15 protein-coding genes are annotated in these 16284 nt (G+C 69.4%); 11 read left to right on the forward strand and 4 right to left on the reverse strand.

The annotated features are described in order from the left end of the window. Positions 1-487: acetyl-coenzyme A synthetase N-terminal domain-containing protein (locus LQV16_RS09780; protein WP_229993699.1), on the reverse strand; the 487-nt coding region annotated here is incomplete at its 3' end. Between the two features lie 432 nt (positions 488-919). On the opposite strand from LQV16_RS09780, the gene LQV16_RS09785 reads away from it, so the two are divergent. The 3 genes from LQV16_RS09785 to LQV16_RS09795 all read left to right on the forward strand — a co-directional run bounded on the left by LQV16_RS09785 (position 920) and on the right by LQV16_RS09795 (position 3942). Beyond that, positions 920-2398 carry a hypothetical protein gene (locus LQV16_RS09785; RefSeq protein WP_229993700.1) on the forward strand — a complete coding sequence of 493 codons (1479 nt, stop codon included), beginning with the start codon at positions 920-922 and terminating at the stop codon, positions 2396-2398. A 99-nt stretch (positions 2399-2497) separates the two neighbouring features. Next, complete coding sequence (nth, locus tag LQV16_RS09790) at positions 2498-3265, forward strand: endonuclease III (protein ID WP_229993740.1); 768 nt, start codon at positions 2498-2500, stop codon at positions 3263-3265. Continuing rightward, complete coding sequence (locus tag LQV16_RS09795) at positions 3262-3942, forward strand: CoA pyrophosphatase (RefSeq protein WP_229993701.1); 681 nt, start codon at positions 3262-3264, stop codon at positions 3940-3942. The genes nth and LQV16_RS09795 overlap by 4 nt, the downstream gene beginning before the upstream one ends. Positions 3943-3963: 21 nt before the next feature. On the opposite strand, the gene LQV16_RS09800 is transcribed toward LQV16_RS09795, so the two are convergent. Both LQV16_RS09800 and LQV16_RS09805 read right to left on the reverse strand, forming a co-directional pair. Continuing rightward, on the reverse strand, positions 3964-4224 hold the full coding sequence (locus LQV16_RS09800; protein WP_356815737.1) for a DUF1508 domain-containing protein: 261 nt from the start codon (positions 4222-4224) through the stop codon (positions 3964-3966). Between the two features lie 143 nt (positions 4225-4367). Further along, complete coding sequence (locus tag LQV16_RS09805) at positions 4368-6098, reverse strand: bifunctional 3'-5' exonuclease/DNA polymerase (protein WP_229993702.1); 1731 nt, start codon at positions 6096-6098, stop codon at positions 4368-4370. Positions 6099-6233: 135 nt separating this feature from the next. Here LQV16_RS09805 and ssd point away from each other — a divergent pair, with 135 nt between their 5' ends. The 8 genes from ssd (at position 6234) to LQV16_RS09845 (ending at position 13722) form a co-directional block, all read left to right on the forward strand. Beyond that, positions 6234-7343 (forward strand): septum site-determining protein Ssd, encoded by a 1110-nt coding sequence (gene ssd / locus LQV16_RS09810; protein WP_229993703.1) that lies wholly within the window; start codon positions 6234-6236, stop codon positions 7341-7343. Next, positions 7340-8665, forward strand: coding sequence for a TadA family conjugal transfer-associated ATPase (locus tag LQV16_RS09815; protein ID WP_229993704.1), 1326 nt, complete (start codon positions 7340-7342; stop codon positions 8663-8665). The genes ssd and LQV16_RS09815 overlap by 4 nt, the downstream gene beginning before the upstream one ends. A gap of 11 nt (positions 8666-8676) precedes the next feature. Beyond that, positions 8677-9570, forward strand: a complete 894-nt coding sequence (locus LQV16_RS09820; protein ID WP_229993705.1) for a hypothetical protein — start codon at positions 8677-8679, stop codon at positions 9568-9570. 13 nt (positions 9571-9583) lie between these two features. Continuing rightward, positions 9584-10195, forward strand: a complete 612-nt coding sequence (locus tag LQV16_RS09825; protein WP_229993706.1) for a type II secretion system F family protein — start codon at positions 9584-9586, stop codon at positions 10193-10195. A 339-nt stretch (positions 10196-10534) separates the two neighbouring features. Beyond that, the gene (locus LQV16_RS09830) at positions 10535-12241 is read left to right on the forward strand and encodes a LamG domain-containing protein (protein WP_229993707.1); all 1707 of its coding nucleotides are present in this window, start codon (positions 10535-10537) and stop codon (positions 12239-12241) included. Positions 12242-12533: 292 nt separating this feature from the next. Next, on the forward strand, positions 12534-12833 hold the full coding sequence (locus LQV16_RS09835) for a DUF4244 domain-containing protein (RefSeq protein WP_229993708.1): 300 nt from the start codon (positions 12534-12536) through the stop codon (positions 12831-12833). Continuing rightward, positions 12830-13282, forward strand: coding sequence for a TadE family type IV pilus minor pilin (locus tag LQV16_RS09840; RefSeq protein WP_229993709.1), 453 nt, complete (start codon positions 12830-12832; stop codon positions 13280-13282). Before LQV16_RS09835 ends, LQV16_RS09840 begins: the two co-directional genes overlap by 4 nt. Positions 13283-13356: 74 nt before the next feature. Further along, positions 13357-13722 carry an Rv3654c family TadE-like protein gene (locus tag LQV16_RS09845; protein WP_290369358.1) on the forward strand — a complete coding sequence of 122 codons (366 nt, stop codon included), beginning with the start codon at positions 13357-13359 and terminating at the stop codon, positions 13720-13722. A 107-nt stretch (positions 13723-13829) separates the two neighbouring features. Here LQV16_RS09845 and LQV16_RS09850 read toward each other — a convergent pair whose 3' ends face one another. Further along, positions 13830-16256, reverse strand: coding sequence for a DEAD/DEAH box helicase (locus LQV16_RS09850; protein WP_229993710.1), 2427 nt, complete (start codon positions 16254-16256; stop codon positions 13830-13832). Positions 16257-16284: the final 28 nt, after the last annotated feature.

Raw genomic sequence — 16284 nt, forward strand, 5'->3', positions numbered from 1 at the left:
TGACGGCCTCGGGGATCATGGGCAGGTAGACCGCGACGCGGTCGCCCTTGGCCACGCCCAGCGACTCGAAGGCGTTCGCGGCCTTCTTCACTTCCTCGGTGAGCTGTGCGTAGGTGTAGGTGCGGGTGTCGCCGGGCTCGCCCTCGAAGTAGATCGCCACCCGGTCCCCGTGGCCGGCCTCGACGTGGCGGTCCAGGGCGTTGTAGGCGGCGTTGACCTCCCCGCCGACGAACCACTTCGCGAACGGCGGGTTGGACCAGTCAAGCGCCTGGGTGAAGTCCTTGCTCCAGCTCAGCAGTTCCCGGGCCTGCTTTGCCCAGAACGCGGGGCGGTCGGCGTCGGCCTCGGCGTACTCGCCGGCGGTGACCACCGCATTCGCCGCGAACTCGGCCGAAGGCGCGAACCGGCGGTTCTCCTGGGACAGGTTTTCGAAAGCGTCGCCGTTGGCCGCCTGCGTGGCCATGGAGCCTGGTGTCTGCTGGGACATGGTGAACCTCATCATTCATCGATCCGGGCTGCGCGGCCGTGCGCGTCGCCTCCACGCCGGGCCGCATGCGCGGCGTCGGGCGGCGGCAGACCGCGGCAGTGCCCGCTGGAGCTGTCTGGAATAAACACTAATACGTGGGTCCGACCAAACGTGCGCCCCGTCACAAACAGCGCCGTGAGCGGTGTTTGTTAAGCGCCGAGTGGTTCGTTGGCGGCCCTGGACGGCGGCCCGGCGCAAGCGTCCGGGATTCGGAAAGCCGGAGAATTCTGCTGTGTCCGCCCTCGGCTTGTCAGCTAGTGATCGGCCAGCCACTTGGCTAGGCTGAGATGAAGTTGTGACATCCGATGGAGGCGACAGGACCCGCTTGGGTACTGTCCTTGCCTGCCGTTAGACGGCGCTGTCCAGAGCGCCGCCATGCTAAGGAGATACGGAATGAACGAGCAAGACAACGGGCAGCTCCGGGCGCCCGCCCAGAGCCAGGGCGGAACGGCGCAGCCGGGGCCCGCCGGGTTCGGGGATGCGCCACGCTTCACGGTGGACAAGAAGACCGGGAAGAAAAACGAAGCCGTCCTCGGTCCCTTCACCATCCGTGACCTAACCGTCTTCGGCTCCACGCTGCTTCTTTTCATCGCCTCGCTGATTCCGATGTTCGCCTTCGCCTACAACCTGTGGAACCTGGGCAGCCTGTTCTTCCTGGGCCTGGGCATCGTGCTTCCGCTCATTGTCACCGCGTTGTTCGTGGCCCGCCGCCTCAGCCCGTCGACTAAGATCCGGATCGGCTCCCTGTCGATCGACCAGTTCGCGTCCGTCGTGGCGTCCTTCACGCTGGCCTTCTTCTTCCTTGCCGTCGCCGGGGCGTTCGTGCCGAGCATGCTGATAGCGCTCCTTGGCGCCTTGGGGCTCTTCGCGGCCACCGTGCTGGCCCGCTGGATCCCGTTCTTTGCCGGTGACTTCCTGGGCCGCGAGGAAACGCCTGCCCACGTCGTGGCCCGTGAAGCTGTCGCCCCCGTGCACAAGCCCCGTGCGCCCAAGACGCCGAAGCAGCCCAAAACAGCCAAGGACTCCGCGGGAACAGGTGCATCCAAGGCGGCGGCATCCGGGGCAACCGCATCCGCTGCGGCCGAGTCCGGGGCGGCCGCGGGCTGGGCCAAGCGCCCGACCAGCGGCGGCCCGGCCACCGCCGGCCAGGTCACCGGCGGCCCGGCCAGCGGCGGCCTGGCCACCTACGGCCAGACAACCGCACCGGCGGCAACTTCACCGGCCGCGCCTTCAGTCGGGGCGCCTTCAGCCGGGACCCCTTCCGCGGGCGCGGCATCCGCTGCGGCCCCGGGGGCTGCGGCTCCCAGCGCGCCGGAGACCCAGATCTCGGGCGTTGTACCAGCCGCCGGCGCGGCTGCTGCAGCGCCGTCGGCCGCGTCAACGCCGTCGACGCCGGCCCCGTCCGCCGTGTCGGCCCCGTCCGCCGCGGAACAGACCCGGACTGCCGGCGTCCCTGCCGCTGCCGGTGCCGCTGCCGCCAGTGCCGCGGCACCCCTTGCGCAGACCCCGCCCGCCGCTGAGCAAACCCAGGCTGCCGGCGTCCCGGCGGCTGCCGGCGGCAGTGCGCCCACCACCGTCAACCCCCAGGTCCGGCCCCAGGAGCAGGTCCGGGCGCAGGAGCCCATCGGCGCCACCGTGGATCCCGCGAGCCGGCCCGCGGAGCACGATGTCCACCCGGTGCACGAGGCGTTCTGGTTCGCCGTCGCACAGCCCCGCACCGCCGTCGACGAGCGCACCGGAGCCCCGGCGTTCGTCATTGAACCCGGCGGCTGGGTCCTTGCCCTTGAGGACCGCGGCAACGAATTCCTGGTTCAGCACACCGACGGCCGGCTCGGCGTTTTGCGGGACCTCAGCAACATCGAACGCGGTTAGCCCGCCCCCGTGACCACGGCATCCGGCAGCACGGTATCCGGCCCCCCGGACCCTGGGAACGCCAAGACCCGTCCGCCGCGGGCGTCCGGGGAGTCTGTCCTGGCACTCAAGCGCCGCGCGCGCCGGATCAACCGGGAACTCGCGGAACAGTACCCCTATGCCCACGCGGAGCTGGACTTCCGCAGCCCGTTCGAGCTCGTGATAGCTACCGTGCTGTCCGCTCAGACCACGGACGTGCTGGTCAACCAGATCACGCCCCTGCTGTTCGCGCGCTACCCGGATGCGCGGCGGATGGCGGAGGCGGATCCGGCCGAGCTGGAGGCCATCATCAAGCCCACCGGTTTCTATCGCGCCAAGGCCAGAAATCTCCTCGCGCTGTGCACCCGGCTTGTGGACGAGTACGACGGCGAGGTGCCGGGCCGGCTGGAGGACCTGGTGACGCTGCCCGGCGTCGGGCGGAAAACCGCGAACGTCGTGCTGGGCAATGCCTTCGGCATCCCGGGCATCACGGTGGACACCCACTTCGGCCGCCTGGCGCGGCGCTTTGGCTGGACGGAGTCCGATGATCCGGTCCGGATTGAGTCCGACGTCGCTGAGCTGTTCGAGCCGAAGGACTGGACCATGCTCTCGCACCGCGTCGTCTTTCACGGCCGCCGCGTCTGCCACTCACGCAAGCCGGCCTGCGGCGCCTGCGCCGTCGCCAACTGGTGCCCCAGTTACGGCGCCGGCGAGACCGACCCGGAGAAGGCAAAGAAGCTGCTGAAGTACGAACTCGCCCCCGGGCAGGAGGAGCTGCTGGCCCGGTTGCGGGCCGAGACACACCGCGCCGCCGAAATCCGGATGGAATCGCAGAGGAAGCAGCCGTGACCGCGCGCCAGGACCTCGCCGACCTCGTTGCCGCGGTGGAGGCGGGGACGGCGCCGGCCCCGGATCCGCGCTGGCGGGAACTCGCCGTCGAACCCGGAGAGCGGGTCCGCAGGGCCGCCGTGCTCATGCTCTTTGGCGCGCTGGACAACGTTCCGGCGTTGTCCGAGAAGTTGCTTGCTCCCGCCGATTTGGACGTGCTGCTGCTGCAGCGGGCCCAAACCCTGGAGGACCATCCCGGACAGGTGGCGTTTCCAGGCGGCGGGATCGACCCGGGTGAATCCGTGGTCGATGCGGCCCTTCGCGAGGCGGAAGAGGAGACCGGGCTGAACCCTGCGGGCGTGGACGTGCTCGGCGTGATGCCTGAACTGGCGCTGCCCCGGGGAAATTTCCTGGTCACCCCGGTCCTGGCCTGGTGGGCCGCCCAATCGCCGGTCCGGGTGGTCGACTACGGTGAATCCGCGCAGGTGTTCCGTGTTCCGGTCCGGGACCTGCTGGACCCGGACAACCGGGTGATGGCAACGGTCAGCCGGGCCGGACAGACGTTCCAGAGCCCCGCCTTCACCGTCAACGGCGTGGTGGTGTGGGGTTTTACCGGGATGATCCTGAACCAGCTTTTTGAACAGCTGGGCTGGGCCGTTCCCTGGGACCGTGCGCGGCTCTACGGGATCGATGTGTGAAGCCCGCAGGCCACCGCACTGCTAGCTGGTGGCCACCGCCCTGCCCGCAAGGGGAGCGAGTGCCCGTCCTCCTGCCCTGCTGGCGGCGACTCGCCTGTGCGTACCGGAACGATCCACAACCAGGCCTGTCGCGGCATTCTCGCGCACGGCGTTGATGCCCGCCGCCGCGCTTTTGATGGAGCTGAAGAGCGGGGACACGGCCACTACCGTGCCATCCGCCGCCGTCAGCCTGAAGAAATATGCCTTGTCGCCAGCCTGCGCGATCTCAAAAGTGCCAGCCAAACCTGTGCCTCCCCAATATCCCTTGCGTCGTTGCAATAGCCGGCGGTTCGTACGGGAATTCGCCGGCCTTCTCGAGGGTAGCCCGGTGACGGAGCCCACACAACGCTACCGACCGGTACGTTACAGGCAGTGATATCGGTCACTCATTTGGCGTTGTCGTACGAGTCCACGACGGCCACGCTGACCGGAAATTCCACCGGAATGCGGCCGAACAACAGCTCCTTGGCGGCAGTTGCGGACTCCTCGATCGCCTTGATGCAGTCACCGACGGCGGATTCGGGACAGTGGACCATGACTTCGTCGTGGAGGAAGAACACCAGTTCGCCAGCGGCTGCGCCGTCCGACCGCATGGCGCGCAGCCGGCGTCGCAGTTCCGCGAGCCAGCACGCCGCCCAGTCAGCGGCCGAGCCCTGGACCACGAAGTTCCGGGTGAAGCGGCCGCGTGAGCGTGCGATTGAGTCCGCCCGGCGCTGTTCTTCCGCGGTGGTGGAGTGCTGGCTCTGCAGCCAGCGTTCCGACGGCGGCGGGCTGCTCCGGCCCAGCCGAGAGGTGACGGTCCTGCCGGCTTCGCCGTCGCGGGCAGCCTGCTCGACGAAGCCCACGGCGCGGGGGTAGGTGCGGGCCAGTTGCGGCATTAGCCGTCCGGACTCGCCCGTGGTCGCCCCGTAGATTGCCCCGAGGAGGGCAACCTTGGCTTTGGCCCGGTCGCCGCCGAAGCCCTGTGCGGCAATGCCCGCATAGAGGTCCTTGTCCCGGGCTGCCTCGGCCATTTTGGAATCCTGCGCCAGCGCCACCAGCACCCGCGGTTCCAGCTGCGAGGCGTCGGCAACGATCAGTTTGTGGCCGGGATCGGCGTGGACGGCGCCGCGGACCTGGCGCGGGATCTGCAGCGCCCCGCCGCCCCGGGACGCCCACCGGCCGGACACCACGCCGCCCACCACGTACTCGGGCTGGAACCTGCCGTCCTTCACCCACGTATCCAGCCACACCCAGCCATTGGCAGCGTGGAGACGGGCCAGCTTCTTGTAGGCCAGCAGCGGCACGATCGCGGGGTGGCTGGATTCCTTCAGCTCCCACTGGCGGGTGGTCTTCACTTCGATGCCGTTGCGGTGCAGGGCGCGCATGAGCTCCTGCGGGGAGTCCGGGTTCAGCGCCGGCGACTTCAGCAGCAGCCGGAGTTCGGCCGTGAGCGATTCGAGTTTGGCCGGACGCTGGCCCGGAGCCGGGCGGGGTCCGAGGTGATCCGCGAGAATCCGCTCGTGCAGTTCCTCCCGCCACGGGACGCCGGTGTGTTGCATTTCAGCCGCGATCATGGCCCCGGCGGATTCCGCAGCGAGCAGCAGTTGCAGCCGTTGGCGCCGGCCGGCGTCGGCGACGATCGCCGTGCCCGCGGCCGACCCCGCCTGCCTCAGCGCCTCCTGCTGGGCGGCGTACTCGGCGCGAAGAGCCTCAAGGGACTGGCCGGGGCGCCGACCAGGAGTCGGGGCGTCGAACAAGGCACCCTGTTCCGGCGGCGGGGCGGGGGGCTGCAGGCCCCGCGGCGGCTGGTGCAGCTCGTCATCCTGCGTCAGCTTCTCCGCCGCCTGCGCATAGCCGGTGTGGGCGGTGAACTCCGAGTGGGCCAGGATCGACCCGCACAACGTGAGGTCGTAGCAGCGCTCGAGTTCCACCCCGGCGCCCAGCAGCGCCGGGTACCAGTCCTGCGTGCGGTGCCAGATCCAACGCGGCTGCCGCTCCTCGAGCCCGCGCACAACTGCGGCGAGGTCGCCGGCCCTGACAACCCGGGGTTCCGGATTGGACGGTTCAGGGACACCATCCGCCGCGAGTTGCTGCAGCGCCGCGCCGTCGGCGTGGGCAGCGAGCAGCAGGTACATAGGGTCAATTCTGCCCTGCTCCGGGGCGTGGTCCGTGCGCATTTCCTGGTCTCGGGTGCAGGAAAGCCGCGAAGCTTGTCCACATAGCCCACGACGGCGGTTACGCTGCGCTTCCGGTCCGGGCAAAGTGGCAGCATGAACAGGCACCAGGAACGTGGTCCAGGCACGCCGCCCCCGCCTGGGCCGGGGCCCTGGATCCCCGGGGATTCTGCGGAAACCCTGCTCGTCACCGGGGTCGATGTGCTGCGCAGCGAGGTGGAACGCATCGTCGCTGCGGCCGGCGGCCAGTTGCGGACGGTGCAGGACGTTGCCGAGGCCGCACCGTTCTGGGACGCAGCGGCCGCCGTGCTGGTGGGAAGCGACATCCGCGAGTTGCCGCCCCGGCGGAGGGCCCCTGCTGTGCTGCTCGGCCTCAAAGGTGACGGGGACGGGCTGTGGCATCTGGCCGCCGCCATCGGGGCCGAACGCGTCGCGGTGCTGCCGGACGCGGCCGCCTGGCTGGCGGAACACCTGAGCAGGTCCCGCGCGCCGGAAGCCGGTGGACTCGTGCTGGGTCTCACAGGCGGCTGCGGCGGTGCCGGGGCCACGACGGCCGCCATCTGGATCGCCCAGTCCGCCGCCGGAACCGGGATCCGCGTGTTGCTGATCGACGGCGACCCCTGGGGTGGCGGCCTGGAACTGGCGTTGGCCGCCGAGGACGCCCATGGGCTCCGCTGGCCGGATCTGGCCGGGGTGAGCGGCAGCATCGACCCCGCCCAGCTGGACGATGCGCTGCCGGTCGCCGGCGGATTCTCCTTCCTGTCGTGGCCGGGGACCCGGGACCGTGCCGCCGGTGTGGACGCGAGCACCGTGGCCGCGGTTCTCGATGCCGCCCGCCGCGGCTGCGAGCTGGTCGTACTGGATATTGGCCGGGATCGGGAGGCACTCCGGGCCTTCGCCGGGGAATGCGACCGGATTATCGTTGTTGCGCCCGCCCGGCTGCGGGCCGCCGTCGCCACAGCCTGGCTGCTGCAGGAGCTGCCTCCCGTGGACACGGCGCTCGTGGTCCGGGCCAGTCCCGGCGCCGCCTTGGAAGCGCCGCTGCTAGCGGACTCCGTGGGGCTTGTCCTTCAGGGCATCATGCCGGACATCAGGGGTCTGGCCGGAGCAACTGAACTCGGCCGCCTTCTGGAAGCCGGCCGGCAGCGCGCCGTCCGCCGGTTCGCCGCCGGAGTCCTTGACCTGAACGGAGGAGATGACTCATGAGTGCCCATGAGGCCGCGGAACCCGCCGACACCGAACAGCCCACCCGGCGCGCACCGGGCCGCCGCCGTTCGCAGGGATTTCTCGACCAGACGCTGCTGGAGTCCGTGCGCGAGTCTGTCATGGCAGATGCCTCCCCGGTGACCCCGTCGCGGGTCGCTGCCGCGGTCCAGGCGAGCGGACGGCTGCTCGGCACGGCCGGCGCCCTGGCTGCGGTGGAAAGCATCAGCGCCGAACTGAACGGCCTGGGCCCCCTGCAGCCCCTCACCCGGGACCCCGCCGTGACGGACATCTTTGTCAACGCGCCGGACTCGGTGTGGCTGGACCGCGGCGGCGGTCTGGAAAAGGCGTCGGTCGTCTTTTCCGGGGAGCCGCAGATCCGGGCCCTCGCCGCGAGGCTGGTGGCAGCCGGCGGCCGCCGCCTGGATGACGGTTCGCCGTGCGTCGACGTCCGGCTCGACGGCGGCTACCGGGTGCATGCGGTGCTGCCGCCCATTTCCACGGCCGGAACGCTCCTGAGTGTGCGCATCCGCCGCGCCACGGTCTTCTCCCTGCCCGAGCTGAGACGCGACGGCATGTTCGGGACCGGGACTGTCGGGGGCCTGGTCCAATCCGTGCTCGAGCGCATGGTGGCGTCCAGGCTGAGCTTCCTCATCAGCGGGGCCACCGGCTCCGGGAAAACCACGTTGCTGGCGACGCTGCTCGGACTCTGCCACCCCGGGGAGCGGCTCGTCCTGATTGAGGACGCCGCGGAACTGAATCCGGTCCACCCGCACGTCGTCTCGCTGGAATCCCGGCACGGAAACCTGGAAGGCGGCGGTGCCGTGGACCTGGGCGAACTGGTCCGCCAGGCCTTGAGGATGCGGCCGGACCGGCTCGTGGTGGGCGAATGCCGCGGCGCTGAGGTCCGCGAGCTGCTCTCGGCCATGAACACCGGCCATACCGGAGGCGGCGGGACCATCCACGCGAATGAGGCCGCGGCTGTGCCTGCCCGGTTGGCTGCCCTTGGCGCGCTCGCCGGCATGGGCCAGGACGCGGTACGGCTGCAGGTCGCCAGTGCGATCGACGCCGTCGTGCATGTCGAGCGGACGGATACCGGGCGCCAGATCGCGAGCATTGGAATCATGGAGGCCGACGACTCGGGCCTGGCCGTCACCGCCGCACTGGAGATCCAACAGGGCCGCCTCCGCTTCGGCCGGGCCTGGCCGCAGCTGGCGCACCGTCTCGGCCTGGATCCCGGGTTGGCCGGGGCCGGCCCCTCCGAGCTAGAGGAGGCGCGGCCGGCCGAGCGCCCGCCGGGTTCCGGACAGGAACCCCCGAGGTAATGGACGCTGCCATGACCGCCCTCCTGATCATCGCTTTGGCCCTGGCCGTGTGGCTGGCATTTCCCTCCCCGCGCGCGGCCGGTCAGCGTACCCGCAGGGCATTGCAAGGAACCGGCACGGGAAGTTCCGCCGCCGACGGGCAGCCGCGATCCCGCCGGCGAGGTGCCCGTGAAAGATTCGGCCGTGTGCGCGGTGGAAACGCAGGCGCCGGACCCGTCCCAATGACCGCCGTGGTCCAGCAGCTGGCCGCGCTGCTGAAGGGCGGACGCATCCCCGCCCGGCTGTGGGACGAACTGTGGGTCCTGTACGGCGGGGACGCTGCGCGGGGCTGGTCCGCGGGCCACATGGCGGGTCACGGGTCCGCCCGCGACCGGGCCCGCGCAGGCTCCGGAGCGGTCCTCGGCCAGGAGTCCCTCAGGATCCTGGCGGCCGCGCGCGCGGCCGCCCTGCGCGGGTCCTCCGTGGCCGCGGCCATCCGTCGCGAGGTCTCCGGCGGAACAGCGGGTGAGGGCACCGCCCTCGCAGGCATGGGGGCCGTGGGCGTGCGGGCCCGCCGCGAGGTTCGCGTCTGGGGCGAGCTCGCCGCATGTTTTGACACGGCCGAGGCCAGCGGTTGCCCGCTGGCCGATGTCCTGGCGCGCTTTGCCGCCCACCTTGAGACGGAGGACGACGCCGAGGCCGCCCGGCAGACCGCCTTGGCGGGGCCCCGCGCAACTGTCCGTCTGCTGACTTGGCTCCCGCTGTCGGGCCTGGCTCTGGGCCTGCTGCTCGGCGTGGATCCGGTGGCGACACTGCTGACAAACCCCTGGGGCCTCGCGGCGTTGGCCGCAGGTTTGGCACTGACCGCCGTCGGCCGGCTGTGGTCCTCAAGGCTCGTCCGGGCCGCGGCGGAATCCCCATCGTGACGCCGCGGCTGCCGTGAGGCCCGAACTGGCCGGATTCGTGGTGGCCGCGAGCCTCGCCGGTGCAGTCATCGTGGTCCTCGCCCGCCCGGACCGTGTCCGCCTGCGGCTCCGGCGCCATTTTCGGGCCGCGGCTGACCCGGCCGCCCGAAGCCCGGTGCCCCCCGACGCCGGCCGGCACGGACGTCACAGCTTCCCAGGTCTGCGGGATACCGCCATGATGCTGGAACTGATCGGCGCCATGCTGGATGCAGGTGCCGGGCTTGGCCGGTCCCTCGAACTCGTCGCCGCCCTGGTGCCACCGGAACTCGGGCGGCAACTTCGGCCGGTTGTGTCGGCACTCGCAATCGGCGCCGACTGGGACACCGCATGGCGCAGTTCCGGTGCCCGGGCGCACCAGCTCCTCGCCCTGCGTGACGCCCTTTGCTTCGCCGCTCTCACCGGCGCCCCCTCCTCGGCGCTCCTCTATGCCCAGGCGGCCCGGCTTCGCCGCGAACGCAACAGGGCTGCCGAGCAGCGTGCGGCGGCGCTCGGCGTGAAACTCGTGGTGCCGCTGGGCCTGTGCTCCCTGCCGGCGTTTGTGTGCCTCGGCGTGGTGCCCGTCCTCCTGGGGCTGCTCCCGGCCTGACGCCGCCGGCCCGGGGGAGCGCCGGGGCCCAAGGTTTATTCAAGTTGCTGGGGGATACCGTTGGGGCAGGCACCGTCGGAGTATGAGCGGTCTCGTGCGTCGGCTACTCACAGCGCTTCCATGGCGCCTCGAATCCCGGAGTTACTGGGGTCTCGTACCGTGTGGGAGCCATGCCAGGGGGGCAGATCAATGATTCGACTGCAAAAAACGGGCGTGATTGCAGCGCTCAACCTACTAGTGTTGGCCGGTTTGGTGGTCGGTGCCAGTCCGGCGTCCGCCGCCGTGCCGACCTGCCAGCCGGGAGCGCCGCAACCGACCAACCAATTCCCGGGCAGAACGGTGATTGCCACGAACTTCGAGTCGGGAAGCCTCACGACCGCAGGCTTCAGCGCGCCAGCCACGGCCGGGACCGGCACGGCCGATGTCTCCTCCGCTGAGCAACACTCGGGCCGCTGCTCGGCCCATGTTCACGTCACGACGGCGGCCGGTTCCCTGGCCAATTTCTCCGCGCCGCTTCCTGCCGGCAGCAACGACGTCTACGCCGACGGCTGGTTCAACGTCACCAAGCCAGGCGTCGCGGGCAACAACGTCCCCTACTTCCGCTTCTTCAACGGGAACACCCGGTTCGTGGATGTCTTCCGCGATAACGGCGCTGCCGGCGCCCTGTGGCTGCGCGTGGCGGCGCCTGACGGAACACTGAAATACACGCCGATGAAGGTGAACGTCCCGCTCGGCACGTGGCATCATCTGGTCATGCACGTCGTTCCCAACGGAGCCTCCTCCACGGTCGAGGTCTTGTTCGACGGAAAGACCGTCTATTCCAGCAAACAGGTCGCCACCCGCTTTAACGCCGTCACCAAGATGCAACTCGGCGCGGAGCACCGACGGCAGGCCGGCGACAGCTACATTGACGACGTCGTCATCAAGGCCGGCAAGGCCGGTGGCCAGCTTCCGGGAACGTTCAATCCCATCGCTCCCACCCGTGTCCTGGACACCCGGAACGGCTCTCCTGTCGCTAGGGATTCTGCCGTGTCGTTCCAGGTCGCGGGGGTCAACGGCATCCCTGCCCAAGTGTCCGCCGTCGTCTTCAACCTCACTGTGACGCAACCGCGCTCCGTCGGATTCATCACCGCCTACGCGTCCGGCACAGCGCGTCCCAACGCGTCCAACCTGAATTTCTCCGCCGGGCAGACTGTGCCCAACCTGGTCACGGTTCCCGTGGGCGCCAACGGAAAGGTCACGCTGTTCAACCGGTCCTCGGGATCGTCCCAGCTGATCGCCGACGTGACGGGCTATTACGTCACCGGAACACCCAGCACGGCGGGCTCGTTCAAGGGCGTTTCTCCCGCCCGGCTTCTGGACACCAGGAACTCATCGGCTGTCGGTGCGGATTCAGCGGTGTCCTTCCAGGTCGCGGGGGTCAACGGAATCCCGGCATCAGTATCTGCGGTGGTGTTCAACCTGACGGTGACCCAGGCACGTTCCCTGGGCTTCGTGACCGCCTACCCTTCCGGAACGGCGCGGCCCAACGCGTCCAACCTGAACTTCTCCGCAGGCCAGACGGTGCCTAACCTGGTCACGGTGCCCGTGGGTGCTAACGGAAAGGTCGCGCTGTTCAACAGGTCCTCCGGTACGACTCACCTGATCGCCGACGTGGCAGGGTACTACCTGCCGGGAACGCCCACTGCTACGGGTGCGTTCAAGGCGATGGGACCGCTCCGGATCCTGGATACCCGGAACACCTTCTCGGTCGCAGCGGATTCGCCGGTGTCCTTCCAGGTCGCAGGGGCCCGCGGCGTACCGGCAGGTGCGTTGGCTGCTGTCTTCAACTTGACGGTCACCTCGCCCAAGTCCTTCGGCTTCGCCACCGCCTACCCGGCCGGCTCAGCACGGCCCAATGCGTCCAACCTGAACTTCGCCACCGGACAGACCGTGCCGAACCTGGTCTCGGTCCCGCTCGGTCCTGACGGAAAGGTGGCGTTGTTCAACCGGTCCGGGGGATCCGCCCAGTTCATCGCCGACCTCGCGGGGTACTTCCTCCCCTAGCAAGGCCTACGTGAAGTTCTGAACACCCAACTGAACCCGAGAGACTGTCGTCGCAGTACGGACCGCAGCCCCTCGGGTTCAGTGCTGTGGCGAGCCGGGCACGGCCTGGCCGGTGCCTTGCGGTCCGTTGGCCGTCCGGTGACCGCCGGCCAGTTCTCCTCCACAGCAGGCCACGCCGCCACCTTCGGGCATGTTTTCCACTTGGCGCAGACGCGGGCTTACGGCGCAACGCCCAAGCCGGGAGAGTCGAATCAGCCGGCGATCAGGCCGGTGTCCCGTGGAAGGAAAAAAGATGTCAATCAATCAGGACACACCCGCTGCAAATCGCACCGCCGCAAATCGCATGGATTCGGGGGAGGGCGGCGGTGCCGAGGTGTATGAAATCTATCCCGGCGCCAGCTCGGTGGTTCCCGTTCAACCGCACGGACGCTCCGGGCCGGCGTCCGCGCAGGCGGGAATGGCCACCGCCGAATATGCCATCGCAACCCTCGCTGCCGTGGGGTTCGCCGGGGTCCTCGTCTTCATCATGCGCAGCGATGAGGTCCGCGGTTTCCTCCTGAACCTCATCCGGACAGCGCTCACGCTGCCATGAACGAAATCTGGCGCGCTGAAAGGAGTGCGCACAGGGGGGAGCCGCCGCCAACCACGGAGTGCCGCGGGGCCGTCACTGCCGAGTTCGCCGTGGCGTTGCCCTCGGTCGTCCTGCTGCTCGCCCTGCTGCTCGCGGGTTCGGCGGCCGGGGTGACGCAACTCCGCGTCGAGGAAGCGGCCCGCGGCGGTGCCCGTGCACTGGCGAGGGGAGCCGGGGCCGGCGAAGTCGGAGAGATTGTCCGACGGCTCGCCGGCGAAACTGCAGGATCCGAGGTGACGCTCGACGGCGAATGGCGCAGGGTCACCGTTACCGGCCGCGTCCCCGGGGCAGTCGGGTCCCTGATTCCGTGGGCACTCAGCGCCAGTGCGTGGGCGCGTTCGGAGGCGCCCGGCGCGGCACAACAGCCCCGGCTGGATGGTGCATCCCCTACCCCGTGGCAGGACACCTGATGCCGGCCGCGCATGCCCGGGCCCACCGGCCGCGGCCCCGAAATCCGGCTCCCGTCCGTGCCCCGCACCGCTGCCTGCCTTCAGAGCGGGGCTCGGGGACCGTCTTGGCCCTGGGACTCGGGCTGGTGGTCATCATGGCTGTGGTCTTGCTGCTGCTTCTTGCCCAATCGGCCGTCGCGGCGTCAAGGGCTGCCGCGGCTGCCGATCTCGCGGCGCTGGCCGCCGCGGACGCGGCACGGGGAATCACGTCCGGCGAGCCCTGCGCAGTGGCCAGGGAGGTCGCTCTGAAGAACAACGCCGCGATGATTGCCTGTTCTGAAGGCCCGGACACCACAGTTCAGGTCCGCACCGAGCTTAGCGCGGGACCATTCCTCGGGGTGGCCACAGGGCTGGCCCGAGCGGGACCGCCCCCTGCGCCGGGGAGCGGGAGTACACCGTGAGCAATTCCCCCTTCCCTGCCGGATGCCAGGAACCGCGAATCTGCCCGCGGCTGGCCCCGCCGGCGTGCCGCCGCCGTGCCGCCGCCGAAGTGCGGCCGGGGCGAGGTTCAGGCCCGGAGCGGTTGGGCGGGCTCATCTCCCGGCGTCACGGCGGCGGACGCCGTAGTGCCGGGGTTGCCGGCATGCATCAGTTCGCTGGCGTCTTTGAGCAGCACGTCGATCAGTGTCACGGCAGCGTCCTTGTCGAGCGGGTTGTTCTTGTTGCCGCACTTGGGTGACTGGACGCAGGAGGGGCAGCCGGACTCGCATTCGCAGGCCTTGATGGCGTCGCGCGTGGCGGTCAGCCACAACCTGGCCTTGTCGTAGCCGCGTTCGGCGAAGCCGGCCCCGCCGGGATGGCCGTCGTAGACAAAGATGGTGGGCACTCCGGTGTCGGCGTGAATGGCCGTGGACACTCCTCCGATGTCCCAGCGGTCGCTGGAAGCCACGAGCGGCAGGAGGCCGATGGCCGCGTGCTCGGCAGCGTGCAGGGCTCCGGGGAACTGTGCCTCGATCAGCCCCGCGCCGGTCAGCGAGCGGTTGTCCACGACAAACCAGACCGCCTTGGTAAACAGGTCCCTGGCGCCCAGTTCCAGGGGTTCTTCGCCGAGGATCTCGTTCGAAATCAATGCCTTGCGCTGGAAGGAAACCACCTGGGTTGTTACTTTCACGTCGCCGAAATGCACGGCCACATCGCCCCACTGGGTGGTGCGTTCCGTTTCGAGGACCTCGATCTGGGTCACGTCCCGTGCGGTGGTGTAGTAGTCGGGGTTCGCCCGGCGCACCATCACACAGTGATCGTCCTCATTCAGGTCCTCCACCACGTAGCTGTCGCCCTGGTGGACGTAGATGGCGCCGGTGTGGGCCTGGTAATGGGTCTGGGGCGAATCCATGGTGCCGAGCAAGGAGCCCGTCTCGGCATCCACGATGCTCACCGGCCCACCGCCGTCGGCCCGGAGGTTCACCATGGCGGCGGCACTCTGCGGATGGGTCCAAAACCATCCGGCCGGCCGTTTGCGCAGGTAGCCCTGCAGAACCAGCCGGTCCAGCAGCTTTTCCGACGTGGCCCCGAAGAGCTCCAACTCGGCGAATCCGAGGGGAAGTTCCGCAGCGGCGGCGCACAGGTGCGGGCCCAGGACATATGGATTGGAGGGATCGAAGACCGTGGCTTCCACCGAGACGTCGAAAATCGCCTCGGGGTGGTTCACCAGGTACGTGTCCAGCGGGTCGTCGCTGGCCACGAAGGCCGCGATCGCGTCCTGGCCGGCGCGGCCCGCCCGGCCGATCTGTTGGAACAACGACGCGCGGGTGCCCGGCCAGCCTGCGACCAGCACGGCGTCAAGTCCGGAAATGTCGATGCCCAGTTCCAGCGCCGACGTGCTCGAGACGCCCAGCAGTTCACCCGAGCGCAGAGCCTTTTCCAGCGCCCGTCGCTCCTCAGGCAGGTAGCCCGAGCGGTAGGCGGCCACTCGCTGCGGCAGGCTGGGGTCCACCTCGTCGAGGAGGCGCTTGGCGATGGCGGAAATTGTCTCTGCCCCGCGCCTGGACTTGATGAATGCGATAGTCCGGGTGCGGGAGGACACCAGATTGGCCAGCAGGTCGGCGGTCTCGGCGACGGCGGTCCGGCGCTCCTTGGCACCGTTTTCGCCCCGGAGTTCTGTCAGGGCAGGTTCCCAAAACGCCACGGTGGTGGACCCGTGGGGGGAGCTGTCTTCGGAAACGGCACGAACTGGTGCGCCGATCAGCCTGCCGAAAGACTGCTCGGGGTCAGAGGCCGTGGCGGACGCCGCGATGAACACGGGTCCGGGATGCGAGCCGCCGGGGCTGTAGTACGCACAGATTCGACGCAGCCGGCGCATGAGGTTTGCGACGTGGGAGCCGAAGACTCCGCGGTAGCTGTGGGCCTCATCCACGATCACATAGCGGAGGCGCCTGAAGAACTTGGCCCACCACGCATGGTTCGGGAGGATGCCGAAGTGCAGCATGTCAGGGTTGGCGAGGATGAAGTTCGCATGGTCCCGGATCCAGCGCCGGGAAGCGGGATCGGTGTCGCCGTCGTAGGTTTCGGCACGGACGGTGGGGAGCTTCAGCGCCCGGATCGCTGCTAGCTGGTCGGCGGCCAGTGCCTTGGTGGGGGACAGGTAGAGGGCCACGGCGCCGTCGTCGTGGATTTTCCCGGGATCGGACAGGACCCTGAGCTCGGAACGGTGGATCGCGTCCAGGGCAGGCAACTGATAGGCCAGTGACTTGCCGGACGCCGTGCCGGTGGCAATGACCACGTGCTCTCCGGCGTGGGCCAGCTCGGCGGCCTGGACCTGGTGAAGGTAGGGCTCGTGGATGCCCAGGGAACCGTACGCGTTCACGAGATCCGGGTGGGACCACTCCGGCCACGGCGCATTGACGGCCTCGCGGGCCGGGATCGTCCGCACATGACGCAGCTGTTCCGGGTCCGGGCCTCGGCCCAGCAACGGAATCAAGGACTCATGCGGGTTCACTCACATATTCTTTCATCCGGCCTCAAAT

It is taken from the genome of Arthrobacter sp. Bi26 (assembly GCF_918697925.1).
In the GTDB taxonomy this organism is placed as follows: domain Bacteria; phylum Actinomycetota; class Actinomycetes; order Actinomycetales; family Micrococcaceae; genus Arthrobacter.

Bases quoted from the DNA above. Each gene is read 5' to 3' on its own strand.
- LQV16_RS09835 (WP_229993708.1), top strand. From the start codon at position 12,534: ATGTCAATCAATCAGGACACACCCGCTGCAAATCGCACCGCCGCAAAT.
- LQV16_RS09840 (WP_229993709.1), top strand. From the start codon at position 12,830: ATGAACGAAATCTGGCGCGCTGAAAGGAGTGCGCACAGGGGGGAGCCG.
- ssd (WP_229993703.1), top strand. From the start codon at position 6,234: ATGAACAGGCACCAGGAACGTGGTCCAGGCACGCCGCCCCCGCCTGGG.
- LQV16_RS09805 (WP_229993702.1), bottom strand. From the start codon at position 6,098: ATGTACCTGCTGCTCGCTGCCCACGCCGACGGCGCGGCGCTGCAGCAA.
- LQV16_RS09815 (WP_229993704.1), top strand. From the start codon at position 7,340: ATGAGTGCCCATGAGGCCGCGGAACCCGCCGACACCGAACAGCCCACC.
- LQV16_RS09785 (WP_229993700.1), top strand. From the start codon at position 920: ATGAACGAGCAAGACAACGGGCAGCTCCGGGCGCCCGCCCAGAGCCAG.
- LQV16_RS09820 (WP_229993705.1), top strand. From the start codon at position 8,677: ATGACCGCCCTCCTGATCATCGCTTTGGCCCTGGCCGTGTGGCTGGCA.